Annotated in this window: 15 protein-coding genes; 8 read left to right on the forward strand and 7 right to left on the reverse strand. The window is 67.0% G+C overall.

What is annotated here, in order from left to right; genetic code table 11:
* The first annotated feature begins 7 nt into the window (after positions 1-7).
* Positions 8-1,084, forward strand: a complete 1,077-nt coding sequence (locus AC07NF_RS06000; protein ID WP_492810268.1) for an acetamidase/formamidase family protein — start codon at positions 8-10, stop codon at positions 1,082-1,084.
* Between the two features lie 3 nt (positions 1,085-1,087).
* Positions 1,088-2,056, forward strand: coding sequence for an AraC family transcriptional regulator (locus tag AC07NF_RS06005; RefSeq protein ID WP_494628180.1), 969 nt, complete (start codon positions 1,088-1,090; stop codon positions 2,054-2,056).
* Positions 2,057-2,063: 7 nt separating this feature from the next.
* Here the strand turns inward: AC07NF_RS06005 and AC07NF_RS06010 are convergent, their stop codons facing one another.
* Together AC07NF_RS06010 and AC07NF_RS06015 are read right to left on the reverse strand one after the other, a co-directional pair.
* Positions 2,064-2,690, reverse strand: coding sequence for a response regulator (locus AC07NF_RS06010; RefSeq protein WP_494628178.1), 627 nt, complete (start codon positions 2,688-2,690; stop codon positions 2,064-2,066).
* Complete coding sequence (locus AC07NF_RS06015; protein ID WP_494628176.1) at positions 2,687-5,800, reverse strand: sensor histidine kinase; 3,114 nt, start codon at positions 5,798-5,800, stop codon at positions 2,687-2,689. The genes AC07NF_RS06010 and AC07NF_RS06015 overlap by 4 nt, the downstream gene beginning before the upstream one ends.
* A 51-nt stretch (positions 5,801-5,851) precedes the next feature.
* Here AC07NF_RS06015 and AC07NF_RS06020 point away from each other — a divergent pair, with 51 nt between their 5' ends.
* The 5 genes from AC07NF_RS06020 (at position 5,852) to AC07NF_RS06040 (ending at position 9,685) form a co-directional block, all read left to right on the forward strand.
* A complete protein-coding gene (locus AC07NF_RS06020) occupies positions 5,852-6,205 on the forward strand; it encodes a hypothetical protein (protein WP_494628174.1) in 354 nt (117 codons plus the stop codon).
* A 140-nt stretch (positions 6,206-6,345) separates the two neighbouring features.
* Positions 6,346-7,146 (forward strand): alpha/beta hydrolase, encoded by an 801-nt coding sequence (locus AC07NF_RS06025; protein WP_494628172.1) that lies wholly within the window; start codon positions 6,346-6,348, stop codon positions 7,144-7,146.
* Between the two features lie 148 nt (positions 7,147-7,294).
* Complete coding sequence (locus tag AC07NF_RS06030; RefSeq protein ID WP_494628170.1) at positions 7,295-8,308, forward strand: aldo/keto reductase; 1,014 nt, start codon at positions 7,295-7,297, stop codon at positions 8,306-8,308.
* Between the two features lie 88 nt (positions 8,309-8,396).
* Entirely contained in the window at positions 8,397-9,242 is an 846-nt protein-coding gene (locus AC07NF_RS06035; RefSeq protein WP_494628168.1) for a VOC family protein, read from the forward strand.
* A gap of 26 nt (positions 9,243-9,268) precedes the next feature.
* Entirely contained in the window at positions 9,269-9,685 is a 417-nt protein-coding gene (locus AC07NF_RS06040) for a putative quinol monooxygenase (RefSeq protein ID WP_494628166.1), read from the forward strand.
* A 22-nt stretch (positions 9,686-9,707) separates the two neighbouring features.
* Here AC07NF_RS06040 and AC07NF_RS06045 read toward each other — a convergent pair whose 3' ends face one another.
* From AC07NF_RS06045 to AC07NF_RS06060, 4 genes are all read right to left on the reverse strand, one after another.
* Positions 9,708-10,613, reverse strand: coding sequence for a LysR family transcriptional regulator (locus AC07NF_RS06045; RefSeq protein ID WP_494628164.1), 906 nt, complete (start codon positions 10,611-10,613; stop codon positions 9,708-9,710).
* Between the two features lie 106 nt (positions 10,614-10,719).
* Complete coding sequence (locus tag AC07NF_RS06050; protein ID WP_494628162.1) at positions 10,720-12,393, reverse strand: dipeptidase; 1,674 nt, start codon at positions 12,391-12,393, stop codon at positions 10,720-10,722.
* Between the two features lie 15 nt (positions 12,394-12,408).
* Entirely contained in the window at positions 12,409-13,773 is a 1,365-nt protein-coding gene (locus AC07NF_RS06055) for a phophatidylserine decarboxylase associated domain-containing protein (RefSeq protein WP_494628160.1), read from the reverse strand.
* Between the two features lie 177 nt (positions 13,774-13,950).
* Entirely contained in the window at positions 13,951-14,583 is a 633-nt protein-coding gene (locus tag AC07NF_RS06060; protein WP_494628158.1) for an FMN-binding negative transcriptional regulator, read from the reverse strand.
* Positions 14,584-14,775: 192 nt separating this feature from the next.
* Here AC07NF_RS06060 and pdxR point away from each other — a divergent pair, with 192 nt between their 5' ends.
* Positions 14,776-16,254, forward strand: coding sequence for a MocR-like pyridoxine biosynthesis transcription factor PdxR (gene pdxR, locus AC07NF_RS06065; protein ID WP_494628156.1), 1,479 nt, complete (start codon positions 14,776-14,778; stop codon positions 16,252-16,254).
* On the opposite strand, the gene AC07NF_RS06070 is transcribed toward pdxR, so the two are convergent.
* Positions 16,251-17,912 carry an amidohydrolase gene (locus tag AC07NF_RS06070; protein ID WP_494628154.1) on the reverse strand — a complete coding sequence of 554 codons (1,662 nt, stop codon included), beginning with the start codon at positions 17,910-17,912 and terminating at the stop codon, positions 16,251-16,253. The two genes, pdxR and AC07NF_RS06070, sit on opposite strands and share 4 nt — an antisense overlap.
* Positions 17,913-18,143: the final 231 nt, after the last annotated feature.

The following is an 18,143-nucleotide window of genomic DNA, read 5'->3' on the forward strand; positions in this document are numbered from 1 at the left end:
GAAACCGATGCCCTTCATCTGCGAACCCGGCCAGACCCGCCCGGACGTCATCCCCGGCGCCCTGCACACCCTGAAGGCCACGCCCCAGACCGTGCACTGGGGCTATTTCGATCCCTCGACGCCACCGTCGCTGCGTATCAAGAGCGGTGATCTGGTCCAGGCCGAGGCCATCACCCACCACGCCGGCGACGCGCCCGAGCTGATGATGGACGAGGGCGTGACGCGGATCTTCAAGGAGATCCCCGAGGACGACCGCAATCCCGGCGTCCACATCATGACCGGCCCGATCTATGTCGAGGACGCCAAGCCCGGCGACGTGCTGGAGGTGCGTTACCTGCGCATGGTCCCGCGCAACAACTACGGCTCCAACCTCGCGGCCAACTGGGGCTATCTCTACAAGGAGTTCGGCGAGAAGGAGCGGGTGACGATCTACGAGCTGGATCAGAACACCAACACCGCCAGCGCCCTCTATGCCTATGACTTCGAGGGCAAATACCTGATCCCGGGCACGATCACCAATTGCCCCGAGTGCGATCGTCAGCCGGCTCTGAAGGGGATCCGCATCCCGGCCCGTCCGCACCTGGGCACCGCCGGCGTCGCGCCGGCCGTCAATGGCCGCGTCAGCACCATCCCGCCCGGCGAGCACGGCGGCAATATCGACAACTGGCGCATCGGGGCGGGGGCCACGATGTACTACACGGTGCAGGTCGACGGCGGCCTGTTCTCGATCGGCGATCCCCATGTCAGCCAGGGCGACGGCGAGCTGTCGGGCACGGCCATCGAGAGCTCGCTGAACGTCCTGATGCAGATCGTGCTGCGCAAGGACATCCAGACGCCCGGACCGCTGCTGGAGACCCCCAAGTGGTGGATCGTCCACGGCTTCAACGAGGACCTGAACCTGGCCATGCGCGACGCCTCGACCAAGATGCTGAGCCTGCTCAGCGATCAGGTCGGCCTGTCCAAGAACGACGCCTATTCGCTGATGAGCGTGGCGGCCGACTTCGGCGTCACCCAGGTGGTCGATGGCACGCAAGGCTGCCACGTGCGCATCCCGCGCGACATCTTTCCCAAGCTCAAGGTGTGATCCATGAAGGCCTGGTCGTTCAGCACCGAAAGCCATCCCCGCGCTGAACGCGCCGAGGCCTGGCGCGAAGCGATGGGCCGTCTGGGCTTGCCGATCGAGGGGCTTTCGGACCACGAGCCGGCCGCCGCCTCGGTGGCCTGCCTAACCTCGCCGCTCGGAATCGAGTTCGCCCTGGTCGAGGCCGGGGCCCAGACGATCGCCGGCCGCCTCACGTCGCAGCCGGCGGCGATCTGGCTGGCGGTCCTGCTGCACGGCGAGGCGACCCTGGTCACCGACGATCTGGCGGTCAGCGTCGGCGCGGGCGACATCGCCTTCGGTCCCACGGGGCAGGCGGCGGCCCTGCGGTTGGACACCCGTTCGCGCCTGCTGTTCGTGCGCGCCCCGCGCGTGGCGCTGGACCACCGCCTGATCCGCCCGTTCAACCTGCGTGTGGGTTGGCTGGACGGCTCCAAGGGCGTGCCGCGCATCCTCTCCGACCTCCTGCGCGCCACAGCGGAGGAACTCGAGAACCTGTCCGTCGATCAACTGCGTCCCGTCGACCTGGCCTTCACCGAGTTCCTGGCCCAGTGCCTGCTCGAGCAAGGGGCGGCCATCTCCGATGCCTTCGATATCTCGACGCCGACGGCGCACCTGCAGCGCCTCTGCCAGACCATCGAGACCCTGTTGCCGGATGCGGAGCTGTCGCTGCGCCGTGTCGCCAACGAGGAGGGGGTCTCGCCCCGCTATGTGCAGAAGCTGTTCGCCTCGGCCAACGAGACCTTCAGCCACTATCTGCGGTCGCGCCGGCTAGAGCGGTGCCGGATCGATCTCGCCAGCCCCCAGCACGCCCGCCTGTCGATCTCGGAAATCTGCTTTCGTTGGGGCTTCAACGGTTCGGCGCACTTCAGCCGGGCCTTTCGCGAGCAGTACGGCCTGTCCCCCCGCGAATTCAGGCAGGGCCGCGAGCCCGCGGGCGGCGAGGTCTTGAACTGAGTTCGCGCTACAGCGCGATGATGCCTCGGCGCAGCGCCGTGGTGACCGCCTGGGTCCGGTCGTTGACGTCGAGCTTAGAGAAGATGCTGCGGATGTGAGCCTTCACCGTCTCTTCCGACAGGGACAGCCGGTGGGCGATCGTCTTGTTCGCGCCGCCGGCGGCCATGCATTCCAGCACCTCGATCTCGCGGCCGCTGAGCGGTTCCTCGGCGGCATGCACGGCGATCTCCTGCGCCACCTCGGGCAGGATGAAACGGCGTCCGGCATGGACCAGGCGGATGGTCTCGAGCAGTTCGTGGCGGAGGGAAGATTTCAGCAGATATCCGCTGGCGCCGGCCTTGAGGGCGCGGACGGCCTGAACGTCGCCCTGGTAGGTCGTCAGGACGACGATACGGGCGTCGGAGGCGATCTCGCGAATGGCGGCGATAGCCTCGAGACCGTTCATGACGGGCATCTGGAGATCCATCAGGGTCACGTCCGGCCGCAGTTGCCGGAAGGCGTCGACGGCCTGACGACCGTTCTCGCACTCGCCCACGATGACCATGTCCTCCTGCGGTCCGACCAAGGCCGCGATCCCCTCGCGGAGGACGGCGTGATCGTCGACGGAAAGAACGCGGATCAGACGCGCCGTCATTGCAGCCTCCCGCGCCAGACACCCAGATCCCGCAACCAATCCCATCCAAGGGCGGCTTCCACATAGGCCGTGTTGGCGGGAATCTGGATCTCGATCTCGGTTCCCGCCTTCGGTCGGGTCGCGATCGTCAGTCGCCCTCCGGCGCGCTCGGCGCGTTCGCGCATGCCCTTGAGGCCAAAGTGGCCCTCCCGTTCGCCCGCGTCCTGCACCGCCGCAGGTAGTCCGACGCCGTCATCGGCGATCGACAGCGCCAGATGGCGACGGGCGAAGGTGAGCCGCACCGAGATGCGCGAGGCCTGGGCGTGAGCGATGGCGTTGCGGACCGCCTCTTGCGTGATCCGCAGCATCTCCTCGCTCACCAGCGGGACGACCGCTTTCGCGCCGCCTTCGATGACGAGATCGATGGGCGGCGCCGCGCCTTCGTTGAAACCGCCGACGAGGTCGACGAGCGCCTCGGCGAGGTCCGCGCGCGCGGCCTGGCTCCTCAGGTCGCGGACGCGGGAGCGTCCTTCGGCCAGGACGCCGTCGGCGCGATCGAGGGCCTGATCGATGTCGGTGCGCAGCGGGTCATCGCCGGGCAGCCGGTTCGACACGGCCTGGAACCGCAGCATCAAGCCCTGGAAGCCCTGCAACAACGTGTCGTGCAGTTCCCGCGCGATCCGCTCGCGTTCGGCGGTCCGAACCTGAAAGCGCGCCTCGAACGCGGCGGCGACCTGGCGAACGCGCAGGCTGTAGAGCGCCCAGGCCAGGAGCATCAGCGCGGCGGCGACCAGCAGCTTGAACCAGATCGATTGCAGGAAGGTCGGCGGGATCGTCACCGCCAGGGTCGCGCCGGCGCGGTTCCAGACCCCGTCCTCGTTGGCCGCGATCACCTGGAAACGATACGTCCCCGGGGCCAGGTTCGTATAGAACGCCTGCCGGCGCGAGCCCGGGTCCACCCATTGCCGGTCGTGGCCCTCCAGTCGGTACAGGACCTTGACCCGCTTGGGCATGGTCAGATTGATCACCGAAAAGCCGATGGTGATGTCCGAGGAGCCAGCCTCAAGCCGTATCGTCGTCGGGTCCTTGAGCGTGGCCGTCTCGCTGGTCAGGGAGGTGATCGCGACGCCGGGCGGCACGGAGTTGGAGGGCAGGTGAGCGGGGTCGATCCAGGCGATCCCGTCGATCGTAGCGAGCCACAGCCGACCGTCGCCGCCTCGGGTCATGGTTCGATAATTCTGGGCGTTGGGGCCGTTCGGGAGGCCATCCTCGTAGCTGAAGGTTCGTTCCGGGAGCACGAAGGCGGGCTCGGCGAAGGCCCTCTCCAGATCGGCGGTCTTCACCCTGGAAAGTCCGCCCGCGCCAAACAGCCAGGTGTCGCCTTCGGGCGTCTGGGCCAGGCCGGTCACGTAGCGCAGTGGCTTGGCCTGGGTCTGCGTGATGCCGCGAGCGGACACCAGCGCCGCGCCATCCCGCCCCGACAAGAAGATGCCCCGGGAGGTGGGGAGCGCCGCGCGTATCCCGCCCGTCGTCTTCAGGACCGCATCGAGCGACCGCGTCTCGGCGAAGCGGCCTTCAAGCCGGGTCAGGGTCGCGCCGTCGGTCATGGACCACAGCTGGCCCTGGGGATCCTTCACCAGCAAGGCCGGATCGGAGGTCGCCGAAAGGTCCTTGGCCGGGACAGACCGCCAGCTCGCACCGTCGCGCCAGTACATGCCGTTGGTGGAAGCGGGCAGCCAGAACCGCCCCGTGGAGTCGGGCCCGCAATCGTAGAAGCTGGTTTCGCTCGGAGGAGCAGGGAACTCCGTCCGCTCGTCGCCGCGGACCCGGATGATCCGATCCAGGGCCGCGACCCAGATCGACTTGTCCTGATCCTCGCAGATCGCCTTCGGGTCGTGGATCGCGAAGAGGCGCACCGGGGGCTTGCCCGGATCGACCCTATAGAGCGCGTCGCTCTGGCCGATGTAGACGGCCCCGGAAGAGGCGGTGAGGACCTGATCCCCGTACCGAGCGGTCGCTGTCAGCTCGGGTTCGACGACGATGCTGGGTGTGCTGAAGTGGTCGATGCTGCGGGGGCCGCCGTACCACAGCGTTCCGCGTCGATCGACGTACAGCAGGGACGGTCGCGGCGAGGACATCAGGGAGCGCCCGCCCTGTTCGTAGACGGGGTCGCCCCGGCCGGTGCGCTCTGCCTGGACCAGCCCCGCGACCCGTCCAAAATCCCGGCCCTTGGTCCAGAGGTTGCCGTCCTTGTCGAACGCCACGCCGATCCAGGCCGGGTCGTCGCTCTTCCAGCGAAACGGCCTGGAGGGCGGCGCGGGCCAGCGTCCGCCCGGTCCGGTGAGCCTGGCTCCGCTGTCCGGACGGACGACCCAGACGCTCCCGGAAGGATCTATTGCCAGCGCGCCGCCGCCGCCCATGGGCGCTTCGACGCGCTCGAACTTGGCGCTGTTCGGCGCCCGGCGGAGCACCGATTTGTTGTAGCCGATCCAGAAGGCCCCGTCGGCGGACTCCAGGGTGTAGAACAGCATCTGGCGCTCGGGGTTTGGCGAGACCCTGTCCCAGCGCCCGTTCTGGTACCGCAGGAACGGCTGGCCGATCTGCGCGATACCGACCCATAGCGCGCCGTCTCGGGTCAGGGTGAAGGTGATGACTTCGCCCGAGTATTTCGGGGCCTCGACCAGCTGGAGACGGCCCTGGCGGAACAGTCCCAGCCACCCCTTCGAATACCACACCCAGATCGTTCCATCGCGTCCGACCTGCAGCTTCCGGGGCTGGCCGTATTTGTCGCGATCGATGTCCGCGTCCATGGGTTCGAACGAGAGGCCATCGAACCGGAACAATCCTTCGCGGCTGGCGATCCAGAGCATGCCGTTCGCGGTTTCGGCCATGGCGTGCGGTACGGACGGCGCGCCGTCGTCGCGCGTCCACACCTCGTGCTTCAGCTGGCCCATGGACAGCGCATAGGGCTGGGCGGCGACCTGGCAGACGCCGATGATCCACAGCAGCGCCGCCAGCGCTGGCCAAAGCCGAACAGGTCCTGACGCCATTCCCACCCCCGTGGTCGCTTCAATGATGAAACACTGTTCTGTGAGGGGTTGGAAGGCATCCCCGATCAGGGGATCGCGCAATCGCTAGATCGGGTGTTCCGCGCGGCGAGCCGAGGGTTCAAGACCTCCTGAATGAGGATCACGGCTCCGGTCTACCCTGGCGGATTGCTTGGCGCGGGTCTGGCGGTGCTGCGGTTGTCGCTGGCCTGGGCCGCCCTGACCTTCGATCCAATCCCGGAACTTGGCGGACCTGGTCCGTGGCTGACGGCGGTTCTCTGCGTGTCCCTGGCGCTGGGCGCTGGAGCACGCTGGAGCGCGTTCGTCTGCGCCTTGGCGCTGATCACCTTGAGTCCACCCATGTCGTTTCCGCGAGACCTGGCGCTGCTGGGCGGCATGGTCGCCTTGGTGCTGGCAGGGCCAGGAGCCTATGCCGTCGATGCGCGAATCTGGGGGCGAGTCCGCGTGCGGTCGCGCTCTTCACGCTAGCCGTCGGGCTCCTGTTCGAGCGATCGCGCGATACCTCATCGGAGATTTCCATCCATCGCCGTCGCGACATCATGGCGGGGCGGTCGGGGAGAACGGGCATGCGCCGGTTCTGCGGCAAGCGACACAAGGAGAGACCTGTGATGCGTCTGCTTTCCGCCAATCGGCTGATGCTCGTCATGATGCTTGCCGCCGGGGCTGGCGCCGTCGGGCCGGCGACTCCGGCCATCGCCGCACCGAGCGACAAGCCGGGCACGATCGTCCTGGTGCACGGCGCCTTCGTCGATGGTTCCGGCTGGGCCGACGTCTATCGGATCCTGCGGCGAGACGGGTACAAGGTCGTCATCGTCCAGAACCCCACCACCTCGCTGGCCGACGACGTCGCCGCGACCCGGCGCGCGATCGCGGCGGCCGAGGGCAGGGTGGTTCTGGTTGGCCATTCGTACGGCGGGGTGGTCATCACCGAGGCGGGCTCGGACCCGAAGGTCTCGGCCCTGGTCTATGTCGCCGCCTTCGCGCCCGACCAGGGCGAGTCCGTCGCCTCGATCGTCGCCAGCGCGCCGCCCGGCGCCCCGGCCTTGCCGATCCTGCCGCCGGTCGACGGCCTGCTGCTGCTGGATCGCGCCAAGTTCTCCGCGGCCTTCGCCGCCGATGTGAAGCCGGAGGTCGCGCGGTTCATGGCCGACTCCCAGCAGCCGTGGGGCGCGCAGGCCCTGGAGGGCAAGGTCACCACCCCGGCTTGGCGCGTGAAGCCCAGTTGGTACCTGATCGCCAAGGACGACCACATGATCCCGCCGCCCGCCCAACGGATGATGGCCAAGCGCGCCGGGGCGACCGTGCGCGACGTCGCCGCCAGCCACGCCGTCTATGTCTCCCAGCCCGGCGTGGTCGCCTCCCTGATCGAGGAAGCGGTGACCAAGTCGACCGCCAGTGCGGCCCGATGAGCGCCGTCCGGCCGTCCCTCGCGATCTGTGAATTTGGTTCCAAGGTTCTGGGATCAGCGCCCGGCTACTGGGCGAACGGTCCGCGGAATATTCCAGACGTCGAGCCGGGCGGTGCGCCCGACACGACATCAGACGGAAAGCTAAGACCATGACGATCAAGAATATCCTGCCCGGCAAGCTCGGCTTTGGCGCGGCGCCGCTCGGCAACATGTTTCGCGACATCCCCGAGGACGAGGCCCTGGCGACTGTGGAAGCGGCCTGGGACGACGGCATCCGCTATTTCGACAACGCCCCGTTCTACGGCGCGGGCCTGGCCGAGATCCGCATGGGCCGCGCTCTGGCCGGCAAGCCGCGCGACCAGTACGTGATCAGCACCAAGGTCGGCCGGGTGATCCTGGACGAGGTCGAGGACGTCAGCGCCCGCGATCTGGGCGAGAAGGGCGACGTGTTCAAATATGGTCGTCCGAACAAGATCGTGAACGACTACTCCGAGGACGCCACCTACCGCTCGATCGAGGACAGCCTCAAGCGCCTGCAGACCGATCACATCGACATCGCCTTCGTCCACGACGTGGCCCAGGACTTCTATGGCGACGAGTGGTTGAGCATGTTCGAGAGCGCCCGCAAGGGAGCCTTCAAGGCGCTGGACCGGATGCGCGACGAGGGCGTGATCAAGGCCTGGGGCCTGGGCGTCAACCGCGTCGAGCCCATCGAGCTGCTGCTGGATCTCGACGAGCCGCGCCCCGACGCCTTCCTGCTGGCCGGCCGCTACACGCTGCTGGATCACGACCGCGCCCTGCAACGCGTGACCGCCAAGGTCGCCGAGCGCGGGCTGGGGATCGTGGTCGGCGGGCCCTACAGCTCCGGCGCCCTGGTCGGTGGTCCGAACTTCGAATACGCCCCGGCGACCCCGGCCATCTTGGACAAGGTCGCCCGGATCAAGGCCATCGCCGATCGCCACGGGATCAGCATGAAGGCCGCCGGCCTGCAGTTCGCTTTGGCCAACCCGGCCGTGGCGGCCGTCATTCCCGGCGCCAGCCGTCCTGGCCGCATCGCCGAGGATCGCGCCGCTTTGGACGAAACCATTCCGGCCGACTTCTGGCGCGAACTCCGCGCGGCGGGCCTGGTCAATCCGGCGGCTCCGCTGCCCGACGCGGCCTAGCTCGACCTCTTCCACTCAAACCGTCGCTCAACGGCCGAGGCTCGCTTCGGCCGGAGGGCTCCTGCACGCCTAAAAAAGGAGAAAGATCATGCGTAACTCGAAGACTTCCGACGCGGCCGATCCAGGCCGTCGTGACGTGCTCCGCACCGCCGGCGTGGCCCTGGCCGCCGCCGGGACGGCGATGACCGCTTCAGCGGCCGCCGCCCAGAGCGCTCCTGGCCTCTCGCCCGCCGCCCGCAACGCCGGCCCGCTCGGGGCTCGCCTGCAAGGCGTGCAGCACTTCGGCCTGACCGTCCAGAACATGGAGCGGGCCTACGAGTTCTACACCGAGGTCCTGGGCGGCACGGAAGTGTTCCGCCACGGCGACTTCCAGGGCGACACCGTCCACAACACCCTGCTGGCCGACCAGGACATCCTGACCAACGAACTGGGCATCAATCCGCGCACCATCGGGGTTCCCGACCTGCGGGGCGGCGCGCAGCGGCTGGACGTCCGTTTCATCCAGTTCGACAACGTGGTGATCGAGCTCCTGCAATACCGCGACGCCGACCAGCCGATGGGCGGGTCGCGCGCCTTCGCCGAGCCGGTGCAGCATATGAGCCCCGCGTTTCCGCGGATGATGCACATCTGCTTCCACGTGCGCGACGACGTGGACTTCAACAAGTTCATCACCGACCTGGAAGCCGAGTCCGCCCGTCGCGGCATGACCCAGGTGCGGGCCAACCGCATCATCCGCGTCAACACCGAGGCCGAGCGCCGCGCCGCCCCGCAGAGCGCCAACACCAACAAGGTCACCGTCGCCCCGTCGGACGGCTGGGAGCTGATCTACTGCAAGGGCCCCGAAGGCGAGCAGCTGGAGTTCGTCAAGGCTCTGGGCCCGGTCAAGCAGCGCTTCGCCAACACCCTGGCCACCCGTCAGCGCGCCACGCGCTAGGCCATTTCCTCGGAGGAGACATCACGATGCGCAAGACCATCACGACCCTGCTGGCGCTGACCGCCCTGACGGCCGCCGGCGCGCTTTCGACCCCGGCCATGGCGCGCGAGCCGACTGGTGTCCGCTACAACCAGATCCCCGCCGGCGCCTATTCGATCGTCGCTCAGATTCAGGCCAAGCCCGGCCAGGAAGCGGCCCTGCGCGCCGCGACCCTGCCGCTGGTGGAACTAGTCCGGGGGGACCCCAAGAACCTCGTCTATTTCCTGCAGGAGGATCGGGCCAAGCCGGGCCACTTCATCTTCTACGAGGTCTTCGCGACCGTGGAGGACTTCGAGGCCCACAACGCCATGCCCTATGTGAAGGGCTGGTTCGCCAAGCTGCCGACGCTCGCCGAGGGCGGGGTGCAGGTGATGCGGATGGAAGTCCTGGGGCATGGGCGATAGCAGACGCGTCCGCGGCGCTTTCTCACCCTTCGGCGAGGAAGCGCTGCATGCGCGGCGCGGTGAAGTCCAGAAACGCCCGGACCCGCGCCGGCAGGAACTGGGCCCCGCGAAACAGCATGTGGATCTCGTCGGTCTCGCCGATGTCGCTATCGGGCAGGAGCTCGACCAGCTCGCCGCGCGCGATGGGACCCCGCAGGTGGTAGTCGGCGATCCGCGCGATCCCGACGCCGGCCATGGCCATGCGCCGCAGCGTCTCACCGTTGTTGGCCAGCAGGGCGCCGCTCAGCATCCGCTCGACGATCCGCCCGCCCTCGCGCATCGGCCAGACCGGATTGGCGCGGCGGAAATTGAAGCCCAGGCAGTTGTGGCCGACCAGGTCCTCGGGCGTCCGCGGCGTGCCGTGCTTGGCCAGATAGGCTGGGGAGGCGACGATGCGCCGACGCGTCTCGCCCAGCTTGCGGGCCATCAGGTTGGAGTCCTGCAGCTTGCCGACCCGGATCGCGATGTCGGTGCGGTCCAGATAGAGGTCGACCACGTCGTCCGACAACGACAGGTCGACGACGATCTTGGGATAGGTCTCCAGGAATTCCGGCAGGATCGGCTCCAGGGCCGCGACGCCGAAGGTCACCGACGAAGTGACGCGGATCACGCCTTCGGCCTCGGCGCCGCCCAGGGCGATCTGCTGCTCGGTCTCGTCCAACTGGCCCAGTAACGCCTGACTGCGCTCGTAGTAGAACTGGCCTTCACCGGTCAGGACCAGGCGGCGGGTCGACCGCTCGATCAGCCGCACGCCCAGCCGCGCCTCCAGCCGGGCGATCAGCTTCGACACCGTCGACGGCGTCATCAGCAGCAAGCGCGCGGCCTCAGAGAAGCTGCCCGCCTCGACCACCCGCACAAACACCATCATCTCGCCCGCGCGATTGTCCATGCGCCGTCAGCACGCCCCCTTCGGATACTGACGCCAAGCTAGCGCAGATCGCGTGTCGTGGCGCGCGTCAGGCGGACAGGGCCGTATCTGTTCCCGGGGGCGAGTTTCAGGCGCGGGCCAGCTTCATGTCGTAGGTCGTCGGGCCGTTCGCATAGTTGGTTTTCCCGAGCCATTCAGACGGATAGCCCAAGGGCGCCGGCGCTGAGTTCTGAGGGCGGCCTATCGATCCGTTGACGTAACCGTCCGAGTATTTCGCGATGAGCTGGTCGGACAGCCGCCACCATTGCTGGACCAGGGCTGACGAGAATGTCGTCGCCAGGCGGGTCAAGGCTTCCCGGTCCAGGGACGCGCTCGCTTCCTGGTCCCATTGGGCCAGCGCGCTCTCGCCGTCCTTTTCCAGTCGTCCCTGCAACGGCGTGATGTCGGCGTTGCACATGCGCTGGAAGTTTAGCCGCGACCAATTAGCGACGAAATCGAAAGCCCACCAGGCGCTGTCGCGGCTGAAGACCTGAGGATCCCCGGTCTGATAGGCCTTGGGCAGATCCAGCATCTTGGCCGGGAAGGGCGTGAAGCAGGTCGTGTAGGCGACGTCGGGTCCAAACCAGCAGACGCCCTTGGTGAGGTCCGGCGCATCTGGACGGACCTCGCAGACGGTCAGATAGCCTTGATAGAAAATGGAGATCGAGCGTTCCCACGCCCCGTACAGCGTCTCGTGCGAGACGTTGTTCTGGGCCCCGTCATAAGGCCCGATAAAGCGATGCGGATCGCCATAGGGGCCGGCCGCGGTCCCCTTGGTCAGATCGAATTCCGTACCCTCGTAGTGATCGCGATAAAGATCGAAAATCTCGCGACGTTCGAGCGGTCGCTGCGGCGGCGCGGAAAACGGATAGTCGGTGGTGTAGCCGGCCCCGTTGACCCAGGGGCTCAGGCCAAGATCGGGATTTGCGCGATCGAAGACCCGCCAGACCCGGCGCAATGAATAGTAGGGGTGGGAGTATTCGCCGTCGCTGATCGTCGGCAGCCAGTCGATGGGTCCATCGGAAGGCTTCCACCAGCCAGCTTTCTCGGCCCCTGGCTCCAGATGCTTCGACCACATCTGGTCCGGATTGCCTTTCTCCAGCGTGCGGATGCGAAACTCGTTGGCGGCGACGAATAGGTGGCCGTCGGGAACCCTTTGGGCCGCCCAGGCGGAGTGGTTGACCTCGTCGGGCAGGGCGCACATCTCGAACACCCAGGCCTCGTCTTCATCGCCGACCAGCAAGGTTTCGCCGGTCGAGAAGTATCCGTACTCGTCGATGAGCGCGCCCATCAGCTCGACCGCCTCGCGCGCCTTGGTGCAACGCTCCAGGGCGATGCGAGAGAGTTCGGCGCTGTAGAACAGCCTGCACTGTCCTCCGCGCTTCGCGGCGTCCTCCTGGGAAACGTAGTTCGGCTGATATTTGGCGCCGTTGGTGCATTCGCCGAACATCAGATTGTGTTCGTTCATGATCCCATAGCTGCCGTCGAAATAGGCGTAGGTATAGGCAACCTGGGGGATGACGCCGATCACCGGGGTCTGCGGATAACCCTCAAGCTCGTAGTTGGGCCCGCGCTGATCGGTGACCAGGCGCGGGTAGGCGTCGTTCGCGCCGGCCACGACCGCGCGCTTGGCGCCCGGTTGGTGATGCTGTGCGGGAACGTAGATGATCCTTTGATCCGACAGCTCATTGTCGTCGGAATGGGTCACACGCATGGCGCCATCGGCGCAGGCGCCTTTGGTGAAGATCATGGTCGTGCACATGTCGCGCTCCGATACCTAGCGGGAGTACCAGACGCCGATCTGCGCGCCGATGTTGGTCACGTTGCCGCCGGCCCCAGAGCTGCTGGTCGCGGTCTGCGGGCGTTGCGGATAGTGGTTGCCGTCAGCATCCATGAAGATGAGCTGCTTGTCGGGCAGGTTCTCGTAGATGATGGCGAAGGACGAGCCGCCGTAGTTGAACATGCCCATTTCCTGGCCCTTGGTGACCGAAGCGCCCTGTTTCATCTGTTCGTCGAAGGCGATCGTCGAGACTTCGCTCATGCCCAGAGGAATGCAGCACACGCGGCCGTAGTCCTCGGTCTCGAAGACGACCAGCCCGCGGGCGTTCACCTCGGTCAGATAGGGCAATGACGCCGTGGTCGCGCCGCCGAAATCCGGCAGGACCAGCTTGTTGAAATAGGCGCCGGGAATACAGATCGGGTCGAACAGGACCTTGCCGTTCACCGGCACCCACCAGCGATGGAAGTTGTAGGGGTTCAGGTAGGTCTGGAAAATATAGCCGCCGTCGAACATGTCGACGAGGCCGAACTGGTCGATGACCGCCTGTTGTTCCGGGACCGGGGAACTCAGGATATCGCGCAGGGAATAGTTCATGTCCTTGAACCAGAACGTATTGTCGGCGGCGACATTCCAATCCCAGCGGAACAACGATCCGTCGTTCGGGCAGATGACGGTCTGGTTCGATTGAGGATCGGCGATAGGGCGAGCCGACTGCGGATCCTTGAAATTGCGCGTGAAGAAGGAATTCCAGGAATTCCAATAGGGCAGGGTCTCGTTGTCTTTCTGCCAAAGGTCGAACTGGTACGAAGCCTTGGCCTTGGGCGACAGCCACTGCTCACCGTCTTTGGAGAAGCCTGCGCCGGAGGCGGGGGAGCCCAGGAACTGGTGCCATTGGTTCAGGACCTGCCCCATCTTTTCATTGAACTGCGGAAGGCCCAGCAGTTGAGATCCGGACAGCGTCGGGTCGATCCCGACCGTGAAGCCTGAGAACGGCAGGCCGACCAGATCGTCATCGATGTAGCGCGGCCACCAGGTCAGGAGAAAGTTGCAGACGGCGGCGAAGAACTGCGCGTCGGGGATGCGGGGGATGGGGACGCCGTCCGTATCCAGGTTCGACGTTCTCAGCATGGTTTTATTCTGCCGGCAGGCGTTCGCCATCAGGTAGGAAACCACCGGATTGGTCGTCAGAAAGTCCAGCAGGTCCTGGACCGCCGGGTCCAGCGGGCCGTCAAAGGCGCGAACTTCATCGGCGACATGCTTGTGGAATTTCGCCCAACTGGCGCTGCCGGGTTCGGGAAGCCATCCCGTGCGATAGCTGCTGGGAAAAGGTTGAGATGTGGCTTTGCTATAGGACAGTTGCACGTTGGCCTCCCTCGCAACAATTGCCATCCAAGGCAGCAAGTGGCGCCACTATAAATACGCATTCTCGATAAATACAACTATGAGATTGATTGGTGTCCACGCTCGGCGCGCGCGTGCATCGCGAGATCGCCGCTCCGGCGATGCGCGAAAGTCAGACGCGTCTATCGCTCGGACGTATCAGGCGGGCAGCCGATGGGCGTTCATGCGGCGCATCCACCGCGTCAGGACCGGGTCGGCGTGGCCGGCCAGGATTTCGTTCAGCGCTTGCTGGGTCTCGTCCTGGCCCAGCTTGAACTTGGATGACAGGCCCGTGACCCTGGCTTCGAAGGCGATGATGGCGCGCTCCATGGCCTCGTAGCGCGGCCCCACGTCGCGCGGCCTCCAGCCGGTCTGGTCCTGCACGTCCATGGCCCGGGTGAGCCGGTCGAGCGCTTCGTGTCCAAGGTCCGGCCGGAAGCGGATCGTCGCCTCGACACGAACCTTGGCGTAGTTCCAGGTCGGGGCCCAGGTCCCGTTCGAGACCAGGCCGGGCGAGACATAGGCCTGAGGGCCGGTGAACAGCAGCACCGCGTGCGGCTGGGCCTCCAGCGCGGCATGCAGGGGGTTCCGCTTGGCCATGTGGCCCAGCAGCGAGACGACCCGGCCCTCGGCGTCGGTGTCGGCCAGCATCGGCAGCAGGGTCGCGACTTGAGCGGCGTGGTCATCGCGCGGGGCCACCCAGGCGAGGGGGAACTCGCGGATAAGGTCGATCACGTCGTCGAGGCCGCCCTGATAGGGATCCGGGGCGGCGGACGGCGTCGACTCGGACATGCTTGGGCCTCGCGGTCTTCTAGGCCGACCCCCGGCCGACGCTGCTTTCCTGAGCACAATCGGGAACGGGCTGGCGCCGAACAAGCACCAAGACTGACAGGGGTACGGGTCCAGCCGGAGGATTGCCGTACCGCTGGCATGGGCGCATGTTGGACCCATAAGAAGAAGACTTTCGCGTACGGGGAGGGGCCAATGGCGCGACCATGGAACATGGCGCTGGGCGAGGTGATCGACGCCTCCAAGTCCATGCCGCTGTATCTGCAGATCGTTCACGGCCTGATCCACGAGGTCGAGCGCGGTCGCCTGGCCTCGGGCGCCTACCTGCCCAGCAGCCGGGGCCTGGCCACCATGCTGGGCGTCAACCGCAAGACCGTGGTGCTGGCCTATGAGGACCTGATCGCCCAGGGCTGGCTGACCTCGCACGGCACGCGCGGAACCATGGTTTCGGACGTGCTGCCCAAGTCGGCGCCGGTCCGCGCCACCCAGGCCGAGATCGTGGTCGAGGCTGTCGACGCCAAGGCTCCTGCGTACGCCTTTAACCCACCCCCGGCTCGCCCCCTGGCCCTGCCTAGCGACACGCGCATGCGCCTGGACGAGGGCTCGCCCGACGGTCGCCTGTTTCCCGAGGACGTGCTGGGGCGAGCTTATCGTTCGGCGATCCAGCGGGCGGCGCGGCACAACCGCATGCTTTATGGCGATCCGCGTGGCTCAGCGGGCTTGCGCGAGGGCATCGCCGAAATGCTGCGCACCGAGCGTGGCCTGGCGGTGGGGGCGGAGAATATCTGCATCACACGCGGCAGCCAGAACGCCATCTTCCTGGCCGCTCGCACCCTGATCGCGCCGGGCGACACCGTACTGGTCGAGGTCTTGACCTACGAGCCTGCCGTGGCCGCTTTCCGCGCCTGCGGAGCCAAGGTCGAGGCTGTCGGCCTGGATGATCAGGGCGTCGATGTCGAGGACGTCGAGCGCAAATGCCGGGAAGGGGGCGTGAAGGCCATCTTCCTGACCCCGCACCACCAGTTTCCGACCACCGTGGCCCTGCGGCCCGAGCGGCGTCTGCGTCTGTTGCTGCTGGCCCGGCAGTTCAACTTCGCGATCATCGAGGACGACTACGACCACGAGTTCCACTTCGAGTCGCAGCCGTTGCTGCCGATCGCCAGCTATGCGCCGTCGTACGTGATCTATGCCGGCTCGCTGTCCAAGCTGCTGCTGCCGGCCCTGCGGATCGGCTACATCGCCGCGCCCAAGGCCTTCATCGACGCGGTGGCGCACACGGTGTCGCTGACCGACGGCATGGGCAACATGTTGACCGAGGACGCCGCCGCCGAGCTGATCGAGAGCGGCGAGCTGCGCCGCCATGCCCGCAAGGCCACCCAGGTCTATGCCGCGCGCCGACTGGCTTTCGCCGAGGCGGCGACCGAAGCGTTCGGCGACCGCGCGCGATTCAAGACGCCGGACGGGGGTCTCGCCTTCTGGCTGACCTTCCCGAATGAGGGCGACCTGGATCGGATCGAGGCGCGGGGGCCGGAACTGGGCGTGCGCCTGGCGTCGTCACGCTCGTTCGCCAGCCGTGAGGACGCCGGCCGAGGCCTGCGCATCGGCTTCGCCAGCCTGCGCGAGGAGGAGTCGCGCAAGGCGCTGCTCACCCTCGCCAAGGCGGCCGGGATCTAGGCCGAGTACCGCGCCTTGCCGCCCACGAAGGTGTGCAGGACCTTCACGCCCTCGATCTTGAGCGGATCGATGGTGGTCAGGTCGGCGTCCATCACCGTCAGGTCGGCATAGTAGCCGGGCGCGATCTTGCCGGTGCGGTCGTCCATGAAACCGGCAAAGGCGTTGTTGAGCGTGTAGGCGGTCAGGGCCTGCTCGACGGTCACCTTCTGCTCGGGCAGCCAGCCGTTCGGATTGGCGCCGTCGATGGTCCGGCGGGTCACCGCGCCATAGACGCCGGTCAGCGGGTCCAGCGGAGCCACCGGCCAATCCGAGCCGAAGGTCACCGTGGCGCCCGCGTCCATCAGCGACTTGAAGGCGTAGGTGCCCTTCAGCCGTTCGGCGCCGATGCGCTTGATGGCCCAGCGGCCGTCGTCGATGGCGTGATAAGGCTGGACCGAGGCGATCACCTTCTGTTGGGCGAAGCGCGGGATAGCCGCTGCGCTCAGGTGCTGGGCGTGCTCGATGCGGAAACGGCGATCCTTGACGCCATTAGTCTTCTCGACGTCGCGATAGATATCCAGCACGTCGTCATTGGCCTGGTCGCCGATGGCGTGGGTGGTGATGTGCAGGCCCTTGGCGTCGGCGGCGGTGATCCATTCGCGCAGATTTGCCAGGGTGGTGACCCGCACGCCTGTCTGGTCGGGCGCGTCGTCATAGTGGTCGTGGAAAACAGCCGTGCGCGAGCCCAGCGAGCCGTCGGCCAGGGCCTTCAGGCCGCCCCAGCGCACCCAGTCGTCGCCCTTGCCTTCTTTCGCGACGATGGCCGCCATCTTCTCCCAGTCGGGCAGGGGGACGAAGGCGTAGAAGCGCATGTCCGTCTCGCCCTTGGCCCGCAGGCGGCGCAGCGACTCGTAGGTGCGCCAGTCCAGTTCCGGATTGTGGATCTGGGCCACGCCCTTGCTGAGGCCGTGGGCGATGCCCTGGCGCATGATGGCGTCGGTCTCGGCGTCGGTCATCGGTGGAATAACGCGCTCGACGAGGGTCTTGGCGTTGTCCTTCACGACGCCCGTCGGCTCGCCGTTTGCGTCGCGGACGATGACGCCGCCCGGCGGATCGGGGGTGTCGCGGGTGATGCCCGCCAGCTTCATCGCCACCTTGTTGAGCAGGTAGAGGTGAAGATCCGTGCGCGGCACGGCGACGGGGGTGTCTGGCGTCACCGCGTCGATCCACTCGTGGGTGGGCAGGGCGCCGCCCAGGCGCTGCTCGTCCCACGAGCCGCCCAGGATCCACTTGCCCGGCCGCGCCTTGGCCACGGCGCCGATGCGAGCGGCGAAGTCGGCGCGATCGGTGGCGCTGAGCAGGTCGGCCTGGGACAGGGTCGTCGAGCCGATCAGGAAGTGGGTGTGGTTGTCGGTGAAGGCCGGCGTCACGAACGCGCCCTTCAGGTCGACGACCCTGGTCTTGCTGGTCGTCAGCGCCTTGACCTGGTCGGCGCCGACGGCGGCGATCCGCTCGTCCACGATGCCGATGGCCGAGAGGCGCGAGCCGCCAGCGCCGGGCGTCCACACGCGCGCATTGATCAGGGCTGTGTCCAGGCCGCGCTCGGCCGCCAGCGCCTGCAGCGGCGCCAGCATCACCAGGCCCGCGCTTGCGCGGATAAGGCTGCGTCGATCGATCATGGACCCCTCGTCGTGTCTATCAGTCGGGCCAGCCTGAGCGCTTCGCTCAGGGGCCGGAACATCCAATCCCTGTCCGGCCAGGGGTCCAGTTGGCAACGGCTTGGTCCCCTCGGCCTGCCGTTTTTGGATGTTTTTGCTCCGCCACGAAAGGACAAGCCTCAGTCTCACGGATGTTGTGACCGGTCGCCGAGCATCGCGAAGCCAGCGAGCCGACCGCCGACGTCCGTGGGG

The organism is Caulobacter sp. GW821-FHT10A06, from assembly GCF_059415805.1.

Coding starts and splice junctions, on each gene's coding strand:
- AC07NF_RS06030 (WP_494628170.1), top strand. CDS start 7,295: ATGACGATCAAGAATATCCTGCCCGGCAAGCTCGGCTTTGGCGCGGCG.
- AC07NF_RS06040 (WP_494628166.1), top strand. CDS start 9,269: ATGCGCAAGACCATCACGACCCTGCTGGCGCTGACCGCCCTGACGGCC.
- AC07NF_RS06005 (WP_494628180.1), top strand. CDS start 1,088: ATGAAGGCCTGGTCGTTCAGCACCGAAAGCCATCCCCGCGCTGAACGC.
- AC07NF_RS06035 (WP_494628168.1), top strand. CDS start 8,397: ATGCGTAACTCGAAGACTTCCGACGCGGCCGATCCAGGCCGTCGTGAC.
- AC07NF_RS06045 (WP_494628164.1), bottom strand. CDS start 10,613: ATGGACAATCGCGCGGGCGAGATGATGGTGTTTGTGCGGGTGGTCGAG.
- AC07NF_RS06025 (WP_494628172.1), top strand. CDS start 6,346: ATGCGTCTGCTTTCCGCCAATCGGCTGATGCTCGTCATGATGCTTGCC.
- pdxR (WP_494628156.1), top strand. CDS start 14,776: ATGGCGCGACCATGGAACATGGCGCTGGGCGAGGTGATCGACGCCTCC.
- AC07NF_RS06060 (WP_494628158.1), bottom strand. CDS start 14,583: ATGTCCGAGTCGACGCCGTCCGCCGCCCCGGATCCCTATCAGGGCGGC.
- AC07NF_RS06020 (WP_494628174.1), top strand. CDS start 5,852: ATGAGGATCACGGCTCCGGTCTACCCTGGCGGATTGCTTGGCGCGGGT.
- AC07NF_RS06000 (WP_492810268.1), top strand. CDS start 8: ATGCCCTTCATCTGCGAACCCGGCCAGACCCGCCCGGACGTCATCCCC.
- AC07NF_RS06010 (WP_494628178.1), bottom strand. CDS start 2,690: ATGACGGCGCGTCTGATCCGCGTTCTTTCCGTCGACGATCACGCCGTC.
- AC07NF_RS06070 (WP_494628154.1), bottom strand. CDS start 17,912: ATGATCGATCGACGCAGCCTTATCCGCGCAAGCGCGGGCCTGGTGATG.
- AC07NF_RS06050 (WP_494628162.1), bottom strand. CDS start 12,393: ATGTGCACGACCATGATCTTCACCAAAGGCGCCTGCGCCGATGGCGCC.